This window comes from Saccharopolyspora sp. NPDC000995 (assembly GCF_053599315.1).
Map to the genome: position 1 here is coordinate 1 of NZ_JBSFLZ010000095.1, position 19,918 is coordinate 19,918.

18 protein-coding genes are annotated in these 19,918 nt (G+C 68.3%); 10 read left to right on the top strand and 8 right to left on the bottom strand.

Annotated features, from left to right (window positions below; all coding sequences use genetic code 11):
- The first annotated feature begins 561 nt into the window (after window positions 1–561).
- Entirely contained in the window at window positions 562–1,323 is a 762-nt protein-coding gene (locus ACWDKQ_RS25700; RefSeq protein WP_450141323.1) for an SDR family oxidoreductase, read from the top strand.
- Window positions 1,324–1,435: 112 nt separating this feature from the next.
- Complete coding sequence (locus tag ACWDKQ_RS25705) at window positions 1,436–1,741, top strand: hypothetical protein (RefSeq protein ID WP_450141324.1); 306 nt, start codon at window positions 1,436–1,438, stop codon at window positions 1,739–1,741.
- Here ACWDKQ_RS25705 and ACWDKQ_RS25710 read toward each other — a convergent pair.
- The gene (locus tag ACWDKQ_RS25710; RefSeq protein ID WP_450141325.1) at window positions 1,689–1,988 is read right to left on the bottom strand and encodes a hypothetical protein; all 300 of its coding nucleotides are present in this window, start codon (window positions 1,986–1,988) and stop codon (window positions 1,689–1,691) included. The genes ACWDKQ_RS25705 and ACWDKQ_RS25710 overlap by 53 nt on opposite strands.
- Window positions 1,989–2,143: 155 nt before the next feature.
- Between ACWDKQ_RS25710 and ACWDKQ_RS25715 the strand changes: the two genes are divergently transcribed.
- Window positions 2,144–3,925, top strand: a complete 1,782-nt coding sequence (locus tag ACWDKQ_RS25715; RefSeq protein ID WP_450141326.1) for a Xaa-Pro dipeptidyl-peptidase — start codon at window positions 2,144–2,146, stop codon at window positions 3,923–3,925.
- 320 nt (window positions 3,926–4,245) lie between these two features.
- On the top strand, window positions 4,246–5,352 hold the full coding sequence (locus ACWDKQ_RS25720) for a DUF4192 domain-containing protein (RefSeq protein WP_450141327.1): 1,107 nt from the start codon (window positions 4,246–4,248) through the stop codon (window positions 5,350–5,352).
- 41 nt (window positions 5,353–5,393) lie between these two features.
- Here the strand turns inward: ACWDKQ_RS25720 and galE are convergent, their stop codons facing one another.
- From galE to ACWDKQ_RS25735, 3 genes are all read right to left on the bottom strand, one after another.
- Window positions 5,394–6,356, bottom strand: coding sequence for a UDP-glucose 4-epimerase GalE (gene galE, locus ACWDKQ_RS25725; protein WP_450141328.1), 963 nt, complete (start codon window positions 6,354–6,356; stop codon window positions 5,394–5,396).
- 87 nt (window positions 6,357–6,443) lie between these two features.
- Window positions 6,444–7,622 (bottom strand): galactokinase, encoded by a 1,179-nt coding sequence (galK, locus tag ACWDKQ_RS25730; RefSeq protein ID WP_450141329.1) that lies wholly within the window; start codon window positions 7,620–7,622, stop codon window positions 6,444–6,446.
- On the bottom strand, window positions 7,619–8,314 hold the full coding sequence (locus ACWDKQ_RS25735; protein WP_450141330.1) for a metal-dependent transcriptional regulator: 696 nt from the start codon (window positions 8,312–8,314) through the stop codon (window positions 7,619–7,621). The genes galK and ACWDKQ_RS25735 overlap by 4 nt, the downstream gene beginning before the upstream one ends.
- A 122-nt stretch (window positions 8,315–8,436) precedes the next feature.
- On the opposite strand from ACWDKQ_RS25735, the gene ACWDKQ_RS25740 reads away from it, so the two are divergent.
- From ACWDKQ_RS25740 to ACWDKQ_RS25755, 4 genes are all read left to right on the top strand, one after another.
- Window positions 8,437–9,288 carry a sulfurtransferase gene (locus ACWDKQ_RS25740; protein WP_450141331.1) on the top strand — a complete coding sequence of 284 codons (852 nt, stop codon included), beginning with the start codon at window positions 8,437–8,439 and terminating at the stop codon, window positions 9,286–9,288.
- Window positions 9,289–9,363: 75 nt separating this feature from the next.
- The gene (locus ACWDKQ_RS25745) at window positions 9,364–10,539 is read left to right on the top strand and encodes an acetoin utilization protein AcuC (protein WP_450141332.1); all 1,176 of its coding nucleotides are present in this window, start codon (window positions 9,364–9,366) and stop codon (window positions 10,537–10,539) included.
- Entirely contained in the window at window positions 10,508–13,237 is a 2,730-nt protein-coding gene (locus tag ACWDKQ_RS25750; RefSeq protein WP_450141333.1) for a bifunctional acetate--CoA ligase family protein/GNAT family N-acetyltransferase, read from the top strand. The genes ACWDKQ_RS25745 and ACWDKQ_RS25750 overlap by 32 nt, the downstream gene beginning before the upstream one ends.
- 383 nt (window positions 13,238–13,620) lie before the next feature.
- Window positions 13,621–13,989, top strand: coding sequence for an alpha/beta fold hydrolase (locus ACWDKQ_RS25755; protein WP_450141334.1), 369 nt, complete (start codon window positions 13,621–13,623; stop codon window positions 13,987–13,989).
- 241 nt (window positions 13,990–14,230) lie between these two features.
- Here the strand turns inward: ACWDKQ_RS25755 and ACWDKQ_RS25760 are convergent, their stop codons facing one another.
- Together ACWDKQ_RS25760 and ACWDKQ_RS25765 are read right to left on the bottom strand one after the other, a co-directional pair.
- Window positions 14,231–14,437 (bottom strand): hypothetical protein, encoded by a 207-nt coding sequence (locus tag ACWDKQ_RS25760; protein ID WP_450141350.1) that lies wholly within the window; start codon window positions 14,435–14,437, stop codon window positions 14,231–14,233.
- Between the two features lie 81 nt (window positions 14,438–14,518).
- The gene (locus tag ACWDKQ_RS25765; RefSeq protein ID WP_450141335.1) at window positions 14,519–14,740 is read right to left on the bottom strand and encodes a hypothetical protein; all 222 of its coding nucleotides are present in this window, start codon (window positions 14,738–14,740) and stop codon (window positions 14,519–14,521) included.
- A gap of 401 nt (window positions 14,741–15,141) precedes the next feature.
- On the opposite strand from ACWDKQ_RS25765, the gene ACWDKQ_RS25770 reads away from it, so the two are divergent.
- On the top strand, window positions 15,142–15,477 hold the full coding sequence (locus tag ACWDKQ_RS25770) for a hypothetical protein (RefSeq protein WP_450141336.1): 336 nt from the start codon (window positions 15,142–15,144) through the stop codon (window positions 15,475–15,477).
- A 96-nt stretch (window positions 15,478–15,573) separates the two neighbouring features.
- Here ACWDKQ_RS25770 and ACWDKQ_RS25775 read toward each other — a convergent pair whose 3' ends face one another.
- A complete protein-coding gene (locus ACWDKQ_RS25775; protein WP_450141337.1) occupies window positions 15,574–17,226 on the bottom strand; it encodes a fumarate hydratase in 1,653 nt (550 codons plus the stop codon).
- A 200-nt stretch (window positions 17,227–17,426) separates the two neighbouring features.
- On the opposite strand from ACWDKQ_RS25775, the gene ACWDKQ_RS25780 reads away from it, so the two are divergent.
- A complete protein-coding gene (locus tag ACWDKQ_RS25780) occupies window positions 17,427–18,149 on the top strand; it encodes a tyrosine-protein phosphatase (RefSeq protein WP_450141338.1) in 723 nt (240 codons plus the stop codon).
- Window positions 18,150–18,726: 577 nt separating this feature from the next.
- Here the strand turns inward: ACWDKQ_RS25780 and ACWDKQ_RS25785 are convergent.
- Window positions 18,727–19,698 carry a sigma-70 family RNA polymerase sigma factor gene (locus tag ACWDKQ_RS25785; protein WP_168587328.1) on the bottom strand — a complete coding sequence of 324 codons (972 nt, stop codon included), beginning with the start codon at window positions 19,696–19,698 and terminating at the stop codon, window positions 18,727–18,729.
- Between the last annotated feature and the right edge of the window lie 220 nt (window positions 19,699–19,918).

The window sequence follows — 19,918 nt, forward strand, 5'->3', positions numbered from 1 at the left end:
TTGTTTTTTTTTTTTTTTTTAATTTTTTTTTTTTGTTATTTTTTTTGTTGGCCGCCCACCGGTGGGGGGGGGCGGGGGCGGGGGCCGGCCCCCACTCTGCGTCTTCTGCCTTGGAAGATCCAGTGTCGATTGGACAGGACTCAACAATGCTGTGTGGACGCAACGCCGTGGAGAGGGCTGTTGACCTGCCTGGAGCGGCGCATCTGGCGGCTGGCGGGCGGGTTGTCATAGGGCCGCGCCGAGAGCATTTGCGCGCCGATTGCTGGGTTCAGCGAAGATGTCCGTACTGCCTATTCAGGTCTTCGGCCGCATCGGGGCACTCTTCGCTGTCGGTGTAGACGGACGCCCACGGCATGGTGCAGGGAGAATTGTGGTCGGGGGTTGGGCAGATGACGCGGGGAGCTCGTTGCGGAAGGTGTTCATCTGTGGTCGGGAGGTGAGCACGCCGACCCGGATCTGGTGAATGTAGCGGGATCCGGGGCCGGTTTCGGGATGCCCGTACCGCCACTGCTGGGGGGAATCTCGTCCCATCGACGACAACACAGCAGGGAGGACGCACGGATGCAGAAGCCGATCTTGGTGACGGGCGGGACAGGCACGTTAGGCAAGGCTGTGGTGCGCAGGTTGCTCGACGCCGGGCACGACGTGCGCATACTGAGCCGGCGCCCGCAGACAGCGGACGTTCCACACGGGTGGGCGACCGGGGATTTGCGCACGGGCGAGGGCATCGCCGCGGCGACGTCCGATGTGGACGCGATCGTGCATTGCGCCACCACGCTGGGGTGCAAGGACGTCGCGGTAACCCAACGCTTGATCGACGCCGCCCGACGCAACGGCGATCCGCACCTGGTCTACATCTCGATCGTGGGTGTGGACCAAGTGCCGCTGTTGTACTACCGCGCCAAATTCGCCGCGGAGAAGCGCCTGGCGGACTCCGGGTTGCCGTGGACGATCCTCCGGACGACGCAGTTCCACGACCTGGTCGCCCGGATGACCTCGGCGCAGCGGAGGTCCCCGGTGATCGGGGCCCTCGCAGGGGTGGATTTCCAGCCCATCGACGTCCGCGACGTTGCGGGCCGCCTGGCCCAACTCGCGATCGGCGAGTCGGCCGGACGTGTCCCGGACATGGGTGGGCCGGAGATCCGCAGCCATCGAGAGCTGGCTCGCGCCTATCTGGATTCGACCGGACACCGCAGAGTTGTGCTGCCGGTTTGGCTACCGGGTGCGGCGTTCGCCGGCTTCCGTCGCGGCGGCCACCTGGCTCCAGCCCAGGCGGTCGGCCGGATCACGTTCGACGAGTTCCTGGCCGAGCGGAAGGAGTGATGATGCGTGCCTGCCTGCGGTCAGGCTTGTTCTTCCTGACTTTCGTGCGCGTCGTGGTGGGTTCCGGGACGCTTTTCGTCCCATGTTCGTTCTACGGCGCGGAATTCCGACGGTGGACGACTATCCGCCGTTCCACGAGCACCTATTCCGCGATCACGGTGCGATGAACCTCGCTATGGCGGTGGTGCTCTGCGCAGCCGCGGTCTTCCTGGAACGAATTATGGTCTACGTCGCTTTGACGTCGAACCTCGTTCGCGCGGTTGCGCACCTGGTATTCCACGCCGCGCACCCGCCGCGGACAGCGGCGTCGATGCTGGTGACGGCGCTGATCGTGACCGCGGCGATCCCGTTAATGCTGCTGTTGCTCACCCGCGGCGCTTTGCCAGCAGGTGAGTGGCGACAGCCGTCGCTGCGGTGACTGCGAATACCGACGGCCAGGCACCGATCTTCTTGGCCAGTGGGTGCGAGCCGGTCAGCGCCGCAGCGTAGGTGGCGCCAAGCGCGAGGGCCGGGGCAACACCCGTCCGGCGGCGGCATGCCTCCATCGCGCCGAGTCCGGCACTCGCGGCCACCACTCCGCCCCAGTGCCGGTGCTTGGTCGCGCGGGCGACCGCGAAGCCGCCGATCAATCCGGCCGTGGTCAGCAGGCTGGGCGGAATGGACATGCTCGCTCCTGGTCGGTTCGGTGCCGAATGCCTGCTCCGACTCTACTGCGCTACGAGCGGAGTTTCTGGCGTAAACCCGCCGGAGCGGTGATTGACTTTGTGTTCCGCGCTAAGAAAATGCTGGTGTCGATTTCCCTTCGGCTTCAGGAGCGTGCATGTGTCGCGTTCGGATGGGCTTGCTGGCGGCGGTTTGCGTCCTACCTCTCACCGGTTTGCCGGGGATCGCCGAACCATCCCGGGGCCCGGTGTTCCAGGACGGCGAGGCACAACCGGTGTTCGACTCGGCGCAGGCGGTGCGCGAGGACCTGTTCGTGACCGCGCCGGTGGACAGTGACCGGGACGGCCAGGACGACCTGGTGCACGTCCAGGTCGTGCGGCCGAAGGAGACCGAGCAGGGTCTGCGGGTGCCGGTCGTCTACCAGGCCAGCCCTTACTTCTCGGGCGGGAACGATGTCTCCAACCACAACGTCTACACCGAGCTGTACGTCCCCGAGCTGCCGGGCAACCGGACCATCCGCACCGCCCGGGGCGACGAGCTGATTTCTGCGGCCGCCGAAATCAGCTGGGCGTACGAGGAATACCTGCTGGCCAGGGGATACGCGGTGGTGTACGGCGAATCGCTGGGCACCGGTCAGTCCACCGGCTGCCCGACCACCGGGGGCGAGAACGAGACGATCGGCGCAAAGTCGGTGGTGGACTGGCTGAACTCCCGCACGCCCGGCCACGACGCGTCCGGCGCGCCGGTCGACGCGGGCTGGGCGACCGGCAAGGTCGGCATGATGGGGGTGTCCTACAACGGCACCTTGCCCAACGCGGTGGCCAGCACGGGCGTCGAAGGCCTCGAGGCGATCGTGCCGATCGGGGCGATCTCGAACTGGTACGACTACTACCGCTCCGACGGGGCGGTAGTGGCGCCCGGGGGCTACCAGGGTGAAGACGCCGACGTGCTGGCCAAGTACGTGCACACCCGAGCGGATCGCGAGCCGTGCCGAGCGGTGATCGATCAGCTCACCGCGGACCAGGACCGGATCACCGGCGACTACAGCGGGTTCTGGGACGAGCGGAACTACCTCAACGACGTCGGCAAGGTCCACGCCGCAGTGCTTTCCGTGCACGGGCTTAACGACTGGAACGTCAAGACCAGGCAGGCCGCGCATTGGTATGCAGCATTGCGGGAACACGACGTGCCGCACAAGATCTGGTGGCACCAGTCGGGGCACACCGATCCTCTCCGGCTGCGGGAGCAGGAATGGCTTCGCACGCTGAACCGGTGGTTCACCCGGTACCTCTACGACGTGCCCAACGGCGTCGAAGGCGAGCCGAGGGCCACCTTGCAGCGAGAGGACGGCAACTGGACCGAGGAAGCCGAGTGGCCGGCGCCGGAGGCGCGTGAGGTGACGTTGCGGCCCACAGCAGGCGGTGCCGAGCGGGGCGGGCTCACCGAAGCGCGGGTTTCCGGCCGGGTGGTGGAGTCGCTGCGCGACGACGCGGGCCAGTTGGCGGACGACCTTGCGGCGGCGCCGTGTTCGCCGAACCGGCTCGCCTACTTCAGCGACCCGCTGGCGGCTCCGGCCCGGGTCAGCGGCACGGTTCGGGCTCAGTTGGCGCTGACCTTCGACACACCTGCCGCCAACGTGACGGCGCTGCTGGTGGACCAGGCGCCGAACGGCGCGGTCTCGGTGATCACCCGGGGTTGGGCGGACCCGCAGAACCGGCGCGCGATCGATCGGACGTCGCCGATCGAACCCGGAGAGAACTACTCGATCGACGTGGCGATGCAGCCAGATGACTACGTGTTCGCGCCGGGGCACCGGCTCGGGATCGTCGTGCTGTCCAGCGATCACGACTTCACGTTGCGCCCGAAGCCGGGATCCGGGCTGGAACTCGACCTGTCCCGCACGCGAATCCGGCTGCCGCTCGTCGGGGCCATCGGGTGAGTACCGCTCGGTAAGCGGCTTGCATTGCAGCCAGCTGCTGGCATGCCCGAGTCCCGCAGCGGGGTGCGAGCCGAGTGCCGCAAGCATGCGGTTGTTGCCTCTTGACCGGAATACTCCAGGGCAATTGCGACGAGGATCCGAATTGGGTCGTGGAAACTGAGCGTTAGCGTCGACAGAGTGACGCAAATGACCCGGCTGATCGTCACTCCATAGTGGATTTTTCGTCCGTGTTCGATCGACTTGTCCACAGCGGACTGATCTGTCAACAGATTCCGAAAAAGCCCTTTCGCCGAGCCGCTTCGGCGTCGATCGTTTGCGGCATGACAACGCGACTCAACACCACCATTTCGCTCACCGAACCCGCCGACCTGCTCGCCGCCGTGCCGCACATGCTCGGGTTCCACCCGACGCACTCGCTCGTCGTGCTCACCCTGCACGACCTGGCGGCCACGCCGACATTCGGCGTCACGTTGCGCACCGACCTGCCCTGCCCGATGCGGGTCTGCGGCTTCGGCGAGCAACTGCTCACCGGCGCGCTGGGCAGGCAACAAGCCGAAGCCATCATCCTGGTCGTCGTCGGCGAGAAACCGAACGTCGCTGCCTGCGGCGACGCCTGCGCCGGCCGCTGTCGAGATTCCTCCACTGCGGACGGTGGAGATATCGGGCCACCGCACGCCGCCCTGATCGACGTGGTCTCCGACGCGTTCCACCGCGCCGGGGTCGTGACCGCCCACGCGTTGTGGGTGCCGGAGATCCGAGCCGGTGCCGAGTGGACATGCTACGCGGACCCGGACTGCTCCGGCGTGGTCGCCGACCCGAAGGGCTCGACGGTTGCTGCGGCGATGGCCGCGGCGGGGGCAGTGACCTTCGGCAGCCGGGAGGAGCTGCGGGCGCTCGTCGCGCCCGAGTCCGCCGAGACCGTGTCGCGCTGGTCGGCGAAGCTTGACCTGCTGACCGAGGAACGCGACGACGGCTACGACCCGGGAAAAGTAGCCCGCGACCTGCGGGCCGTGTTCGCCGCCATCCAACGCGTCGGCACCGGCGCCGCGTTGACCGAGGACGACCTGCTGCGCGTGCTGCTCGCGGTGTCCGACACCAGGGTGCGCGACATCGCCCTGGGCACCGCCTTGAGCGATACGGCCAGGGCAGCAGAAGAACTCTGGCTGACCCTGGTCCGCAAGGCCCCCGACCCGGAAATGGCGGAGGTCGCCGCCCTGCTGGCGTTCTCCGCCTATCTGCGGGGCGAAGGGGCGTTGGCCGGTGCCGCACTGGAGCGCATCGAGCGCGCCCGCCCCGACCACCGGCTCGGGCTCCTGCTCCAGCAGGCCATCGAAGCCGGCATCTCACCGGCCGACCTGGCGGTCATTGCTCGCGAAGCCGCCGAAGACGCCCGGATCATGCTCGAAGAGGACGGAGCCTGGGGATGAATCACGACGAGACGACCGAGAACGAAATGCTTGGGCGGCGTTCAGGATTCCTGGCGCAGCCGGGTGAACTCCCAAGCGTCCCGAACGATCACTTCGAGGTCGGCGCGCCGCGGAGTCCAGCCCAGTTCCTCCCGCGCGCGCAGGCTCGACGCCACCAGCGTCGCCGGATCACCGGCCCGGCGCGGTGCCACCTTCGCCGGGATCGGGTGGCCGGTCACCTTGCGGCAGGTGTCGATCACCTGCTTGACCGAGAATCCCGTGCCGTTGCCGAGGTTGTAGATCCGGTGCTGGCCCGGGGCGGCGCTTTCCAGCGCCAGCAGGTGGGCGTCGGCGAGGTCGGTGACGTGGATGTAGTCGCGGATGCAGGTGCCGTCGGTGGTGGGCCAGTCTTCGCCGAAGATCTGCACCTGCTCCCGCTGGCCGAGGGCGACCTGCAGAACGATCGGGATCAGGTGCGTCTCGACCGTGTGCCGCTCGCCGAATGCCCCGTGTGCACCGGCGACGTTGAAGTACCGCAGGCTGACCGCGCCGATGCCGTGAGCGTCTGCGTACGAGGTGATCGCGTGGTCGATCGCCAGCTTCGTCGCGCCGTAGGTGTTCGTCGGGCGCGTCGCGGTGTCCTCCGTGATCGGCGTGACCTCCGGCTCGCCGTAGGTAGCGGCGGTGGAGGAGAACACCAGCCGCGGCGTGCCGTGCTCGCGCATCGCGTCCAGCAGCCGCAGCGAGGTGACCACGTTGCCCTGCCAGTACTTCTGCGGATCCTGCATGGATTCGCCGACCAGCGACTTGGCCGCGAAGTGCAGCACACCGTCGAACGGCTCAGCGAGCAACTCGCTCGCCGCCGTCACGATGTCAGCCTTGACGAACTTGCAGCCGGCCGGGACCGCGTCGGCGTGCCCGGTGGACAGGTCATCGACCACGACGACCTCGTGGCCGGCTTCCACCAGGCGTGCCGCGCACACGCTTCCGACGTAGCCTGCACCGCCTGTGACGAGGAGCTTCACCTACGAACTGCCTTCCATGGGAGATTTTCTTCGGGGGCCGTCAACCGGCCGTCGGCAGTGGGTGCCCGGTGTTCGGCCGCCCGGTGGTCACCGGTCCCGCCCCGCCCCGGCGGAGGGTACCGCTGTGAAGGAACGAGGCGCCGCAAGGTGCCGACCGTCGAATGCGTTCCGGATGGCGCGCTCGATTCCGGGCCGGTCGTCGACCGGCACGAGCGCGATCGCGGAGCCCCCGAATCCGCCGCCGATCATCCGGGCGCCCAGCGCGCCGGCTGCCAGCGCGCTGTCCACCGCGAGGTCCAGTTCGGGGCTGGAAACCCGGTAGTCGTCGCGGAGGCTGGCGTGCGAAGCGTTCAGCAATGGGCCGATCTCGGCGTACCGCCCGGCCCGGAGCAGGTTCACAGTGGTCAGCACGCGGTCGTTCTCGGTGACCACGTGCCGCACAAGTGGCCGGAGTTCTTCCGGAAGCTTCGGCAGGGTCGCCGCGAGATCGCCGATGGCCACGTCACGAAGTGCTTTGAGCTCCAGCAGCTCCGCCGCGCGTTTGCAGCCCTGCCGCCGCTGTCCGTAACCGGACTCGCTGTGCGAGTGCTTCACGCGGGTGTCGATCACCAGCAGCTCCAGGCCCACACCGCGGGGGTCGAACGGGATTTGCTCGGAGTCGCCGGAGCGGACGTCGAAGAACAGCGCGTGCTCCGCGGTGCAGGCCAGCGACGCGGTCTGGTCGAGCAGGCCGGTCGGCGCCCCGGCGAAGTCGTTCTCCGCCCGCTGCACCAGCAACGCGATGTCGCCCAGGCTCGGCGCGTTCGGCTCGCCCGGCGCTTGATGCGCGGTGTAGAGCAGTGCCAGCGCCACCGCGCATTCCAGGGCGTGGGAGGACGACAGACCGGCGCCGGTCGGCACTTCGCCCACGACGACCAGGTCCGCGCCTTCGAGCGGGAACCCGGCATCGCGCAGGGCCCACGCGACACCGGCTGGGTAGGCGACCCAACCGGTGGGATTGCCAGGGCTGAGCTCGTCGATAGCCACGGCGGGTGCGTGGTGAAGTCGGCCGTCGCTGCCGAGGGTGGCGACGGACAGGAGCCGGTCGGGACGGGGACGGACCGCGACGGCCGTGCGGTGGGGCAGGGCGAAGGGGAGCACGAACCCGTCGTTGTAGTCGGTGTGTTCCCCGACCAGGTTCACTCGGCCAGGGGCAGACCAGACCGCGCTCGGCGCGCCACCATGCTCGTCGGCGAACAACGCCGCCGCGCGGTCCGACGGGTTCACTTGGCGCGCACCATGACCGCGTGCGCGATGCCGACCGGCAGTTCGGTGCTGCCGTTCTTGCCGTGGACCTCGATCGGCTTGTTCGGCCCGACCACGGACAAGATCTCGACCTCGTTGCCCGGCACGATGCCGACTTCCTTCAAGTCGGTCATCAGGTCGGGGTCGAGCTGGACGTGCTCGGCGATGCGGCGGATGACGGCGCGCCCCCCGCCGTTGCGTGCGATCTCGTCGACCCGCTGCAGTTCGCTGTCGGCCGGCGCCTCGACCTGGTCGAAGCCGAGCTCGTCGAGACCCGGGATCGGGTTGCCGTAGGGCGAGGTCGTGGGACCACCGAGCAGCTTGACGAGCTTGCGCTCGACCGCTTCGCTCATAACGTGCTCCCAGCGGCACGCTTCATTGTGGACGTGCTCCCATTCGAGGCCGATCACGTCGACGAGAAGCCGTTCGGCGAGGCGGTGCTTGCGCATCACGCTGATCGCGCGGGAGCGACCGGCCTTGGTGAGCTCGAGGTGCCGGTCCTCGGCGACGGTCAGTAACCCATCGCGTTCCATGCGGGCGACCGTCTGGCTCACGGTGGGGCCGCTCTGCTCCAACCGTTCGGCGATTCGGGCCCGGAGCGGAACCACGCCCTCTTCTTCGAGGTCGTAGATGGTGCGGAGGTACATCTCAGTGGTATCGATGAGATCGTTCACGTCGGCTCCCCATTCAGTCCCAACCACGATGCTAGTCGCACCGGGCGACAGCGGTCAGTGGTCGGGGAGTTGACTTCCAGGATTTCCGACAGACCTCGTCGCCGGGCTAGGAAAGGGCCGTCATGCATCCTTTGATCAGTACCGATGATCTCATGGTCGAGTTGCACCGGGAGTCGCCCCCGACCCTCCTCGACGCACGGTGGTCGCTGCAGGGGCCGCCGGGCCGGGAGTCCTACGACGCGGGCCATCTGCCGGGCGCGGTGTTCGTCGATCTGGACACCGAGCTGGCCGCCGAACCGGGTCCGGCGGGCCGTCATCCGCTGCCCGATCCAGGCGACCTGGAGGCGGCGTTGCGACGGGCAGGTGTCGACGGCAACCGGCCGGTGGTCGTCTACGACGCGGACAACGGTTCGGTCGCGGCCCGTGCTTGGTGGCTGCTGCGCTGGGCCGGGCACGAGTCGGTGGCGGTGCTCGACGGCGGCTACGCGGCCTGGGTGGCGGAGCGGCGGCCCACCACCAAGGACGTGCCGCCCCCCACAGAGGGCGGCTTTCGAGTCCGTCCGGGCTCGATGCCGGTGGTGGACGCGGACGCTGCGGCCCGGCTGGCCCGGGAGGGCACCCTGCTGGACGCTCGCGCGCCGGAACGCTACCGGGGCGACGTCGAGCCGGTCGATCCGCGCGCCGGGCACATCCCGGGCGCGCGGAACGCGCCGTTCGCCGCGCACGTGGGGGACTCCGGTCGGTGGCGTTCACCAGAGGAGCTGGCGAAGCACTTCGCGGACCTCGGGGTCGACACCGAGCGTCCGGTCGGGGCGTACTGCGGGTCGGGCGTGACCGCGTGCTCGGTCCTGCTCGCGCTGGAACGCGCGGGCGTTTCCGATCCCCAGCGGCCGGCAGCGCTGTACGCGGGTTCATGGTCGAACTGGTCCGCGGATCCGGCCAGACCGGCTGCGACCGGATCGGAGGCCGGATGACAGATCGAACCGCCTGGACGAGCGGGTCATCAAGGCCACTGTGTTCGGCGACACAGTGCAGGTAGCGTCCCGGGCATGGGTTCTCAGTGCGCGGTCGTGTGGGACGAGTCGGTGCTCGGCTACGACCTGGGTGGGCACCACCCGCTGCATCCGATCCGGCTGGAGCTGACCATGCGGTTGGCCCGCTCGCTCGGGGTCCTCGACGGCGTCGAGATGATCAAGCCGGAGCCGGCCACCGATGCGGACCTGGAGCGGGTGCACACCGCCGAGTACATGGCGGCGGTGCGCTCCGCGCCGCTCGCGGGTTGGGAGGCGGGCCACGGCCTGGGCACCGACGACAACCCGATCTTTGACCGGATGCACGAGGCGTCGGCGTTGATCGCGGGTGCGTCGATCCGGGCGGCCGAGCAGATCGTGTCGGGCAAGGCCGACCGGGCGGTCAACATCGCGGGTGGGCTGCACCACGCGAAGGCTGATCGCGCGGCGGGGTTCTGCGTCTACAACGACTGCTCGGTGGCCATCGGGTGGATGCTTGAACAGGGCGTGGAACGCATCGCCTACCTCGACATCGACGTGCACCATGGGGACGGGGTGCAGGCGGCGTTCTACGACGACCCGCGGGTCATGACCATCTCGTTGCACCAGCACCCACTGACGCTGTGGCCGGGCACCGGGTTCTCCACCGAGGTGGGCTCCGGCGGGGCCGACGGCACTGCCGTCAACATCCCGCTGCCGCCGGGGACGGGGGACGCCGACTGGCGGCGTGCCTTCCACGCGGTGGTGCCGTCGGTGCTCGACGCGTTCCGGCCGCAGGTGCTGGTGACGCAGTGCGGTGCGGACGCGCACCAGGAGGATCCGCTGGCGGACCTGTCCATGACCGTCGATGGGCAGCGCGCGACCTATCAGAACCTGCGGGAGCTCGCGGACAGCTGCGCGGGCGGCAAGTGGCTGGCGCTGGGAGGTGGCGGCTACTCGCTGTTCCGGGTGGTGCCGCGCGCTTGGACGCACCTGTTGGCGACGTTGTTGGACCGGGACGTCGACCCGGCGACGACCATCCCGGGGGACTGGATCGCGCATGCGGTGCGGCTGGCGGACAACGTCCCGCTGCCGACTTCGATGACCGATGGGGCCGACCCGGCCTTCCAGCGGTGGTCAGGGGTCACCGCGTCCACGGTGGACACCTCGATTCGCGACACTCGGCACGCGGTGTTTCCGTTGCATGGTCTGGATCCGGCCGACAGCCGCGACTGAGGAGTCCGAAGTGGACGGAGTGGCGCAGCGACACGAGGAAATCCGCCAGGAGCAGTACTACCCACGGCGGTGGGAGGCGGATGTGGTGCTGTCCGATGGCGGCACCGTGCACCTGCGGCCGATCGTCGAATCCGATGCCGACAAGCTGGTGGCCTTCCACGGGCGGCTGAGCGACCGGACGAGGTACTACCGCTACTTCGGTCCTTACCCGCGGATGCCTCAGCGCGACGTGGAGCGCTTCACTCGCGTTGACTACGTTAACCGCGTGGCGCTGGTGGCGCTGCTCGGCGACGACATCGTGGCGGTGGGCCGCTACGAGCGGCTCGGTGAGCAGCAGTCGGCCGAGGTCGCGTTCGTGGTGCAGGACCAGCACCAGGGGCGCGGCCTGGCATCGATCTTGCTGGAGCACCTGACCGCCGCAGCGCGCGAACGTGGGCTGCGGCGTTTCGTTGCCGAGGTGCTCGCCGAGAACTCGACCATGGTTCGGGTTTTCCGCGACGCCGGGTACCAGGTGAGCCGGGCCATGGAGGAGGGTGTGGTGCACCTGGAGTTCGACATCGACCCCACCGAGGAGTCGGTGGCCGTGGCCCGCGCCCGCGAGCAGGCTGCCGAGGCCCGCAGCGTGCACAACATGTTGCGGCCGCGGTCGGTGGCGGTGATCGGTGCGTCCACCGATCACGCCAAGATCGGCCACGCGGTGCTGACCAATCTGCTCACTGCCGACTTCGCCGGCCCGGTCTACCCGGTCAACCCGGAGCACCGTTCGGTGCGAGGGGTGCGTGCCTACGCCTCGGTGCTCGACATCCCCGACGAGGTCGATCTGGCGGTGGTGGCGATCCCGGCCGCCAGCGTGACCGGAGTGCTCGACGACTGCCTGGCCAAGGGTGTGAAAACCCTGGTCATCGTCAGCTCCGGGTTCAGCGAGATCGGCCCGGACGGTCGCGAGGTGGAACGCGAGATGGTGCAGGCGGCCCGCGTGCACGGGATGCGGGTGGTAGGTCCCAACGCGCTGGGCGTGGTCAACACCGATCCGGAGTTCAGGTTGAACGCGAGCCTGGCGCCGCAACTGCCCGGCCGCGGCCGCACCGGCTTCTTCTGCCAGTCCGGTGCGCTCGGGGTAGCGATCCTGGCCACCGCCACAGAGCGAGGGCTGGGGCTGTCGACGTTCGTCTCGGCGGGCAATCGCGCCGACGTGTCCGGCAACGACCTGCTGCAGTACTGGCAGACCGACCCGGTCACCGACGTCGTGCTGCTCTACCTGGAGTCCTTCGGTAACCCGCGCAAGTTCGGCCGGTTGGCGCGGCGGCTGGCTCGCACAAAGCCGGTCGTGGTGGTGAAATCGGGCCGCAACGCGGTGCGCCTCGGCTTGGCGGCCACGTCGGTGCAGATCGACGAGACCAGTGTCCAGGCGTTGTTCGAGCAGTCTGGTGTGATCCGAGTGGAATCGGTTGCCCAGATGTTTGACACCGCGCTACTCCTGGCGCACCAGCCGCTGCCGCGGGGCGACCGAGTCGCGATCGTGGGTAACTCGTCGGCGCTGGGCATGATCGCCGCCGACGTGGCGCAGGCGCAGCAGCTGAAGCTGGCTTGTGATCCGGTCGATGTGGGTGCGTCGGCTGGGCCGGAGGAATTCGCCGCCGCAGTGCGCAACGCTGCATTGCGTTCGGATGTCGACGCGTTGGTGACGGTGTTTGCCCCGCCGGTCGCGGTTCCCGGCATCGCGTACGCCCGAGCCTTGCGCGAGGCGTTGCAGGAGGCCGGCGTCGCGCGTTCGAAGCCGGTGGTGACCACGTTCCTGGCAGCCGAAGGCGTACCCGACGAACTCGTGGTGCCCGGCCCGGACGGCACGACCGGCAAGGGATCGGTGCCGTCCTACCCGAGCCCGGAGCGGTCGGTGTTGGCGCTCGCGCGAGTGACCCGGTATGCGAAATGGCGCGCCGCGCCGCAAGGCCACTTCGTGCGACCGCCGGAGATCGACGAGGACCGGGCGCGGTCCTTGGTCGATGGCTGGCTGGCCGCGGGAGTCACCGCGCTCAGCGACGACGAGGCGGTGCAGTTGCTCGGCTGCTACGGCATCCACGTTGTGCCGTTCCAGCTGGTCACCGGGGTTGAAGCAGCCGCCGCGGCAGCCAAGAAGCTCGGTTATCCGGTGGCGCTGAAGTCGGCGAGCGGCCAACTTCGGCACCGCAACGACCTGGTCGGCGTCCGCCTCGACCTGGGCAACGCCCACGCCGTGCGGGCGGCGTACGCCGACATCCAGCGAGTATCGGGGCTCGCCGAGGTTTACGTGCAGCGCATGGTGCCGCGCGGGACCTCGTGCGTCATCGATCTGACGGACGACCCATCCTTCGGCACACTCGTCTCGTTCGGGCTATCCGGGGTGGCCAGCGAATTGCTCGGCGACAAGGCGTACCGCGCGCTCCCGCTGTCCGATGTGGACGTATCCGCGCTGGTGCGCGCGCCGCGTGCCGCACCGCTGCTCGCCGGCTACCGGGGCACCGAGCCAACGGATCTCGCGGCCCTGGAGGACTTGGTGCTGCGGGTGGCGACGTTGGCCGAAGACTTGCCGGAGGTGCGCGATCTGGCGTTGCAGCCGGTGCTCGCCTCGCCGACGGGTGCGGTGGTCGCCGGTGCCAGGGTGGGCCTCGGGGCGTCGCCGCCCGCGGCGCTGGACGCCGGGCCGCGTCGGCTTCGCTGACCGCTCGACGAACCCACCGCACGGTCCGAAACTGGCTGGTTCCGTTGATCTGGCGGAATGGACCAGGAAACCTCGAGGATAACGCTCAGAATGGCTCGGACGACCGGGCTTCACCCTGCTCGGGCACGTTTCGGCAGGTGCTCACCGGATCACGGTGCGTGCCGCCCGGAAGGAAGATCCCGGTAGCCCGGGGTACTCATGCTCCCCGAGAGATGGGCGTGCCGGCTCGGTAACCGGCCGTTCGTCGCCAATCTCCATAGACAGGGCCTGGCGGTGGTGGTCTTCGACCTGCGAGGTCAGGGCGAGAGCGGGCCTCGGGCCGCCCGTGGCGTGCGGTTCGGCTACCGGAGTCTGATCGACGACGTGGACGCTGTGCTCGACTCGTGGAGTCGGCTTTCCCGCAGGCACCGAGGTTCCTGCTCGGGCACAGCCTCGGCGGCCAAATCGCGTTGCTACACACTGCGCGCCACCCCTACCGGGTGCATGGCGTGGCGCTGGTGGCATCCGATTCGGTGTGGTTTCGGAAGCTTCCTCGGGGTGCACAAGTTCCGCACGCTGTTCGGGACACAGGAGGGACGGCCGTGTCGGCGCTGCTCGGCTACTGTCCAGACGAGAGGTTCGGCTTCGGTAGCCGTCAGGCGACGGACCTATGCGCGACTGGGCCCGGCAGACCCGCCCCGGCCGCCACCGGCGGTAAGGTTCGACGACCGACTACGAGGCGGCGCCGCGGGAGGTGCGCTAACCGCTGCTGACCGTAAGCGTCGCAGGCGACCGGCTTGCCCCGCAGTCCTCAGTGGACCACCTGGCTGCGAAGGCCCGGCGAGCACTACGCACTGCCAAGCACACTACACCCGGGCCGCATCCGGTGCGGAGAACCTTGGCCACTTCAAATGGGTGCGCGACGGCGGCGAACTTTCCCGATGGATCTCGGACTGGATCGCCAGCGCACACGACTCCTCGGTCCATGCCTGACGCGCTGCTCCCGGCCGCGCCTCAAAGTTCCACATGGGAAACCAAATCTGCCGAATTCCTGGGAGTACGTACCGAGGGTGATCGCATCGGACGTCCACATTGGAAAGTGCAAGGTGCCGAGCACCGAACTGCAGATGAAGATGAAGATGAAGAGCGTGACCACGAGCAGGGTGTTCCGCCGCCGACCGCGAACAGCGTGCCCGATGCGCAATGGCCCCCGAGCAGCATCCCGATGCCGAACAGGACCGCCGACGACGAGCCCAAGCCCGATCGGTGAGACGTTCCCCTCCCGCTCGGCGCCGAAGAACGTCACGCCGCCGGCAAGATCGGGGCGAACAGGATCGACGCCGCGCCGAGCATCAGCAGGTGCGCCCGGACACCAGACGTCTGTCCAACTGAGACGAGTTGCCGCCAAGCGGAGGTGAGACCGAAGCGGGAGTGGAACAACGTCAGCCCGAGCGCGAGACCCAGCCCCGCCAGCAAAGCGGATTTCACGCCGAGCACCGTAGCCGCAGCGACCACAAGCGTCACCGCCGCGATCGCCCCGGCGGTCAGCGGAACCCACCGCGGCTCGTCCTGCGGTGCTTCTGGTGGTGCGGCAGCTGATGTGGCAGATGTGGCCGATGGTGGACATTCCGCACTCTTGGGGTATGAAGGGATCCTGCCGACGAAACCACGCGCCCGAAACCACGCGCCCGAAACCACGCGCCGAGCACCGATCACCAGCGGTTCCGAAATGTGGGAAAGTTGTGGATTTCAATCCGGTGCCGATTCCGCGCAACCGCTCGCTCCGGTGCTTCCGTCCTTAGGGCATGAGACGCCTACACGCCGCAGTGGGCGCAGGGGCTCTGCTCCTAGCGTTGGCGGCCTGCGCCCAACAGCCAACCAATGAAGTGGGTTTCGGTGGTCAGCCCCCGGCCCCGCCAGGACCGGTGCAGCCGAAGCCGGAACAGGAGCGCGCGCCGGTCGCCGAGACGGCGGTCGACGTTTCGGCGCTGCCCAAAGGATATCCGAAGAAGGTCTGGACACAGGACGACGGCACGGTCATCGTGGCGACCGGTCAGGAAGGAGGCTGCAGCAAGGTGCACGCCGAACTGGCCGAGCAGACCGCAGACCACGTGAAGGTGGTGCTGGTCGAGGAAACCCCGGAGCCGCCGGGAATCTGCACCATGGACCTGCGCTACCCGCCGGTGGCGGTGCAGCTCGATGCGCCGCTGGACGCGCGAAAGGTCGTGCTGGAACAACGAGATGTCAAGGTCCCCCGCTGATCGGTGACCACGCGGTACCTGCCCATCGCGCCGATCGGTTGAGCTGAAACCGGTACTCCCGCAGGAGGTGGGGTTCCTGCGGGAGTACCCGCGTTGTCAGCGGCCGAAGGAGATCTGCAGGGTCGGCTTGGTGGCGTTGGCAAAGAAGTCGTTGCCCTTGTCGTCGACCACCACGAACGCGGGGAAGTCCTCTACCTCGATGCGCCACACCGCTTCCATACCGAGTTCGGGGTACTCCAGCACCTCGACCTTGCGGATGCAGTCCTGGGCCAGGCGTGCGGCGGGGCCGCCGATGGAACCGAGATAGAAGCCACCATGGGTGTGGCAGGACTCGGTTACCTTCGCCGACCGGTTGCCCTTGGCGAGCATGACCAGCGAACCGCCCGCGGCCTGGAACTGCTCGACGTAGGCGTCCATGCGACCGGCGGTGGTGGGGCCGAACGAGCCGGAGGCGTAGCCCTCCGGAGTCTTGGCCGGGCCCGCGTAGTACACCGGGTGGTCGCGCAGGTAGCCGGGCATCGGCTCGCCGGCTTCCAGTCGCTCGGCGATCTTGGCGTGTGCGATGTCGCGCGCCACCACCAGCGGGCCGGTCAGCGACACCCGGGTCTTGACCGGCAGCTTGGACAGCTCCGCGCGGATCTCCGCCATCGGCCGGTTCAGGTCGATCTTGACGACCTCGTCGGAGAGCTGCTCGTCGACCACGTCCGGCAGGTAGCGGGCCGGGTCGCGTTCGAGCTGCTCCAGGAACACGCCCTCCGGGGTGATCTTGGCCTTGGCCTGCCGGTCCGCCGAGCAGGACACCGCGACACCAACCGGCAGGGAGGCGCCGTGCCGGGGCAGGCGGATCACCCGCACGTCGTGGCAGAAGTACTTGCCGCCGAACTGCGCGCCGATGCCGAACTGCCGGGTCATCTCCAGCACCTGCCGCTCCATCTCGACGTCGCGCAGGGCGTGCCCGGATGCCGAGCCCTCCCGCGGAAGTTCGTCGAGATAGCGGGCCGAGGCGAGTTTGGCGACCTTGAGATTGAACTCGGCCGACATCCCGCCGACGACGATCGCCAGGTGGTACGGCGGGCAGGCCGCGGTGCCCAGCGAGCGCAGCTTCTCCTCCAGGAAACGACCGAGCCGCGTCGGGTTCAGCAGCGCCTTGGTCTCCTGGTAGAGGAAGGTCTTGTTCGCGCTGCCGCCGCCCTTGGCCATGAACAGAAACTCGTAGGCGGGGTCGGTGCCGGGCTTGTTGTACAGCTCGATCTGCGCGGGCAGGTTGCTGCCGGTGTTGCGCTCGTCCCAGAAGTTCAGCGGCGCCATCTGGGAGTACCTCAGGTTGAGGTCCTGGTAGGCGTCGAAGACGCCCCGGGCCAGCGCCTCTTCGTCGCGGCCGCCGGTGAGCACGGTTTCGGTGCGCTTGCCGATGACGATGGCGGTGCCGGTGTCCTGGCACATCGGCAGCACGCCCCCAGCGGACACGCAAGCGTTGCGCAGCAGGTCGGTGGCCACGAACCGGTCGTTGGGGCTGGCCTGCGGGTCCTCGACGATCGCGCGCAGCTGCGCCAGGTGGGACGGGCGCAGCAGGTGCTGGATGTCCTTGATCGCCTCGGTTGCCAGGGCGGTGAGCGTGGTCGGCTCGACTTCGAGGAATCGTCGCCCGGCCGCCTCGACGACTCGGATCCCGTCCGTGGTCACCAGGCGGTAGTCGGTGTTGTCGGGGCCGAGGGGGAGCACCTCGGTGAAATCGAACGTGGTGGTCACGTCGCGGCTCCTTTGCGCGCGTTCGGGTTACGCGATGACCAATAAAACCGCGCGGTCGATCAGCGCGTCCACGGGGGTGGCCCAGGTGTGACGGATCGCCCGCCGAACGAGGCCCTGGCCGCGCGGCGGCGCACCTGCGAGGCTGTCGACCGAACATCGTCGCCGCACTCGGACGCGGTACCCGAGCAACGGAGGTCGGCTTGTCGACGACAGATCCCCTCGATGCGCTGGTCAACCTGCGTGACCTGGGCGGGCAGCCCACCGGCGGCGGTGTGGCGACCCAGGCGGGCGTGGTGTACCGCAGCGACGCTCCGCACGTCGGCGACCGGGACCCAGTGGACTTGTCGTCGTGGCCGCCGAAGGTCGTGGTGGACCTCCGCGATTCGGTGGAGACAGGTGACGAGGAACACCCGCTGGCGGCGGTGGCGACGGTGCACAGCGTGCCGTTGCTGGAGGAGGCACGGGCCGCGGATGTCGAACTCGACGAAGCCGTCTACGAGCTGACGGCGCTGTACCAGTCGATCGTCCAGGGCGCGCCGAAGAAGCTGGTCGAGGTGTTCCGCATCGTCGTGGACGCCGACGGTCCGGTGCTGATCCACTGCGCGGCGGGCAAGGACCGCACGGGGGTGGTCTCGGCGATGTTGCTGAGCGCGGTGGGGGTGCGTCGCGATGCGATCCTGGCCGACTACGTGCGCACTGACCGGAACATGCTCCGAGTCCTGCAACGCCTGGACGAGGTGTCGGCCTTGCCGCCGGGTGTGGACGAGGAGATGGTCCACGAGCTCCTGTCGACGCCGACGGACGCGATCGAGAGCGTCCTGAACACCTTCGCCGAATACGAAGGTGGAGCGAGGGGCTGGCTTCGAGCCCACGGAGCAACGAACAAAGAACTGGACCGCTGGCAGATCAAGTTCACCGGCTGACGGCTCCGAGACCAGCGACTGAATCCAACGGCCTGTTCACCCCGGTAGCGCAAAACAGCGTTGTGCGAGGGGAGGACGAAAAGGTCGGGAGGCCGGACCCGCCCGAATGACGAGTCCGTCCTCCCGGGGTAAGCGGCGGAACCCGCCGCAAATGATCAAGGAAACCGAACGGGAGTGGGTGAAGGACGATGTTCCCGCCCCAACCCACCAAGGTCCAAGAGCCATCCGGGTGTACCAACGCCCGCAAACCAATAACACCAACAAGACGAAGTGTCGAGGCACCCGCCAAAACCGACTAAAGAGAGCGCCGGTCTTCAAGTCCGGACCGCGAACCACGAATCCACCGGGCAACGAAGGCTTCGGAAATCTGAAAGTCCTGACCCCTGACCCCTTGAGGGTTCGGAACTCCCGGGGGCTGCTCGGTGAGCAGACCGGGAACTCAAGAACACGTCAGGAGCCGTCTCGATGTGACCATCGCACCGTGGGGTCTGTCTGCGGGTGCTCGGCCTCCGCCTAATCCTCCTGACCGCGCCGTGGTCCGGACTTTCTGCGGACACACGGCGCCCACAACGCGCGGTCAGCTCGCGTACGCGCGCAATCGGTCGGCGCGGTCGCCCTGGCGCAGTTTGGCCATGACTTCCCGCTCGATCTGCCGGACCCGCTCGCGGGACAGCCCGAACGCCTTGCCGATCTGGTCCAGGGTGCGCGGCTGGCCGTCGTCGAGGCCGTAGCGCATCCGGATCACCGCTTGCTCGCGCTCTTCCAGCGTGGCCAGCACACGGCGCAGGTCGTCCTGCAGGAACCCGGAGATCACCGCGTTCTCGGCATCGGCTGATTCGGAGTCCTCGATGAAGTCGCCGAGCGGCGCGTCCTCCTCGGCCCCGACGGGCATGTCCAGGCTGACCGGGTCGCGCGAGTGGTCCATCAGGTCGAGGATCTTCTCCACCGGGATGCCGGCTTCTTCGGAGAGCTCCTCGTCCGTGGCTTCGCGGCCGAGCTTCTGGTGCAGGTCGCGCTTGATCCGGGCCAGCTTGTTGACCTGTTCGACGAGGTGGACGGGCAGCCGGATGGTGCGGCTCTGGTCGGCCATGCCGCGGGTGATGGCCTGCCGGATCCACCAGGTCGCGTACGTGGAGAACTTGAAGCCCTTGGTGTAGTCGAACTTCTCCACCGCGCGGATGAGGCCGAGGTTGCCCTCCTGGATGAGGTCTAGCAGCGGCATGCCGCGGCCGGTGTAGCGCTTGGCCAGGCTCACGACCAGGCGGAGGTTCGCCTCCATGAGGTGGTTCTTCGCCCGGCGGCCGTCGCGGACCACGGCGCCGAGGTCGGAGCGCCGCTCAGGGGAGAGGTTCTTGCTGGTCTCGAGCAGGTGCTTGGCGAAGACCCCGGCCTCGATCCGCTTGGCGAGGTCGACCTCTTCCTGTGCGGTGAGCAGCGCGGTGCGCCCGATGCCGTTGAGGTAGACGCGCACCAGGTCGGCTGATGGGCCCTGGGTGTCCAGGTCTTCGGCGACGGCGACGTCTGGCTTGGTGGTCTGCGGGACGGTCATGAGCTCCCTCCCTGACGGGCTGGCTTGGCGGGCGCGAATCACACCTACGCGCCGTTGCGCGGTGCGGATGACGCGTACGCTCGGTTGTACGAGCTCCGCGTCGACGTCTTCTCCGGTGCTGTCGATCGGTGCGTTGGCACTGTCGGCATGGCCGTCGAAGCTTCGTTACCTGGAAAACGACCGGCATGCCGAATTCGTTCCCGAAGTTGTCGTTGGTGAG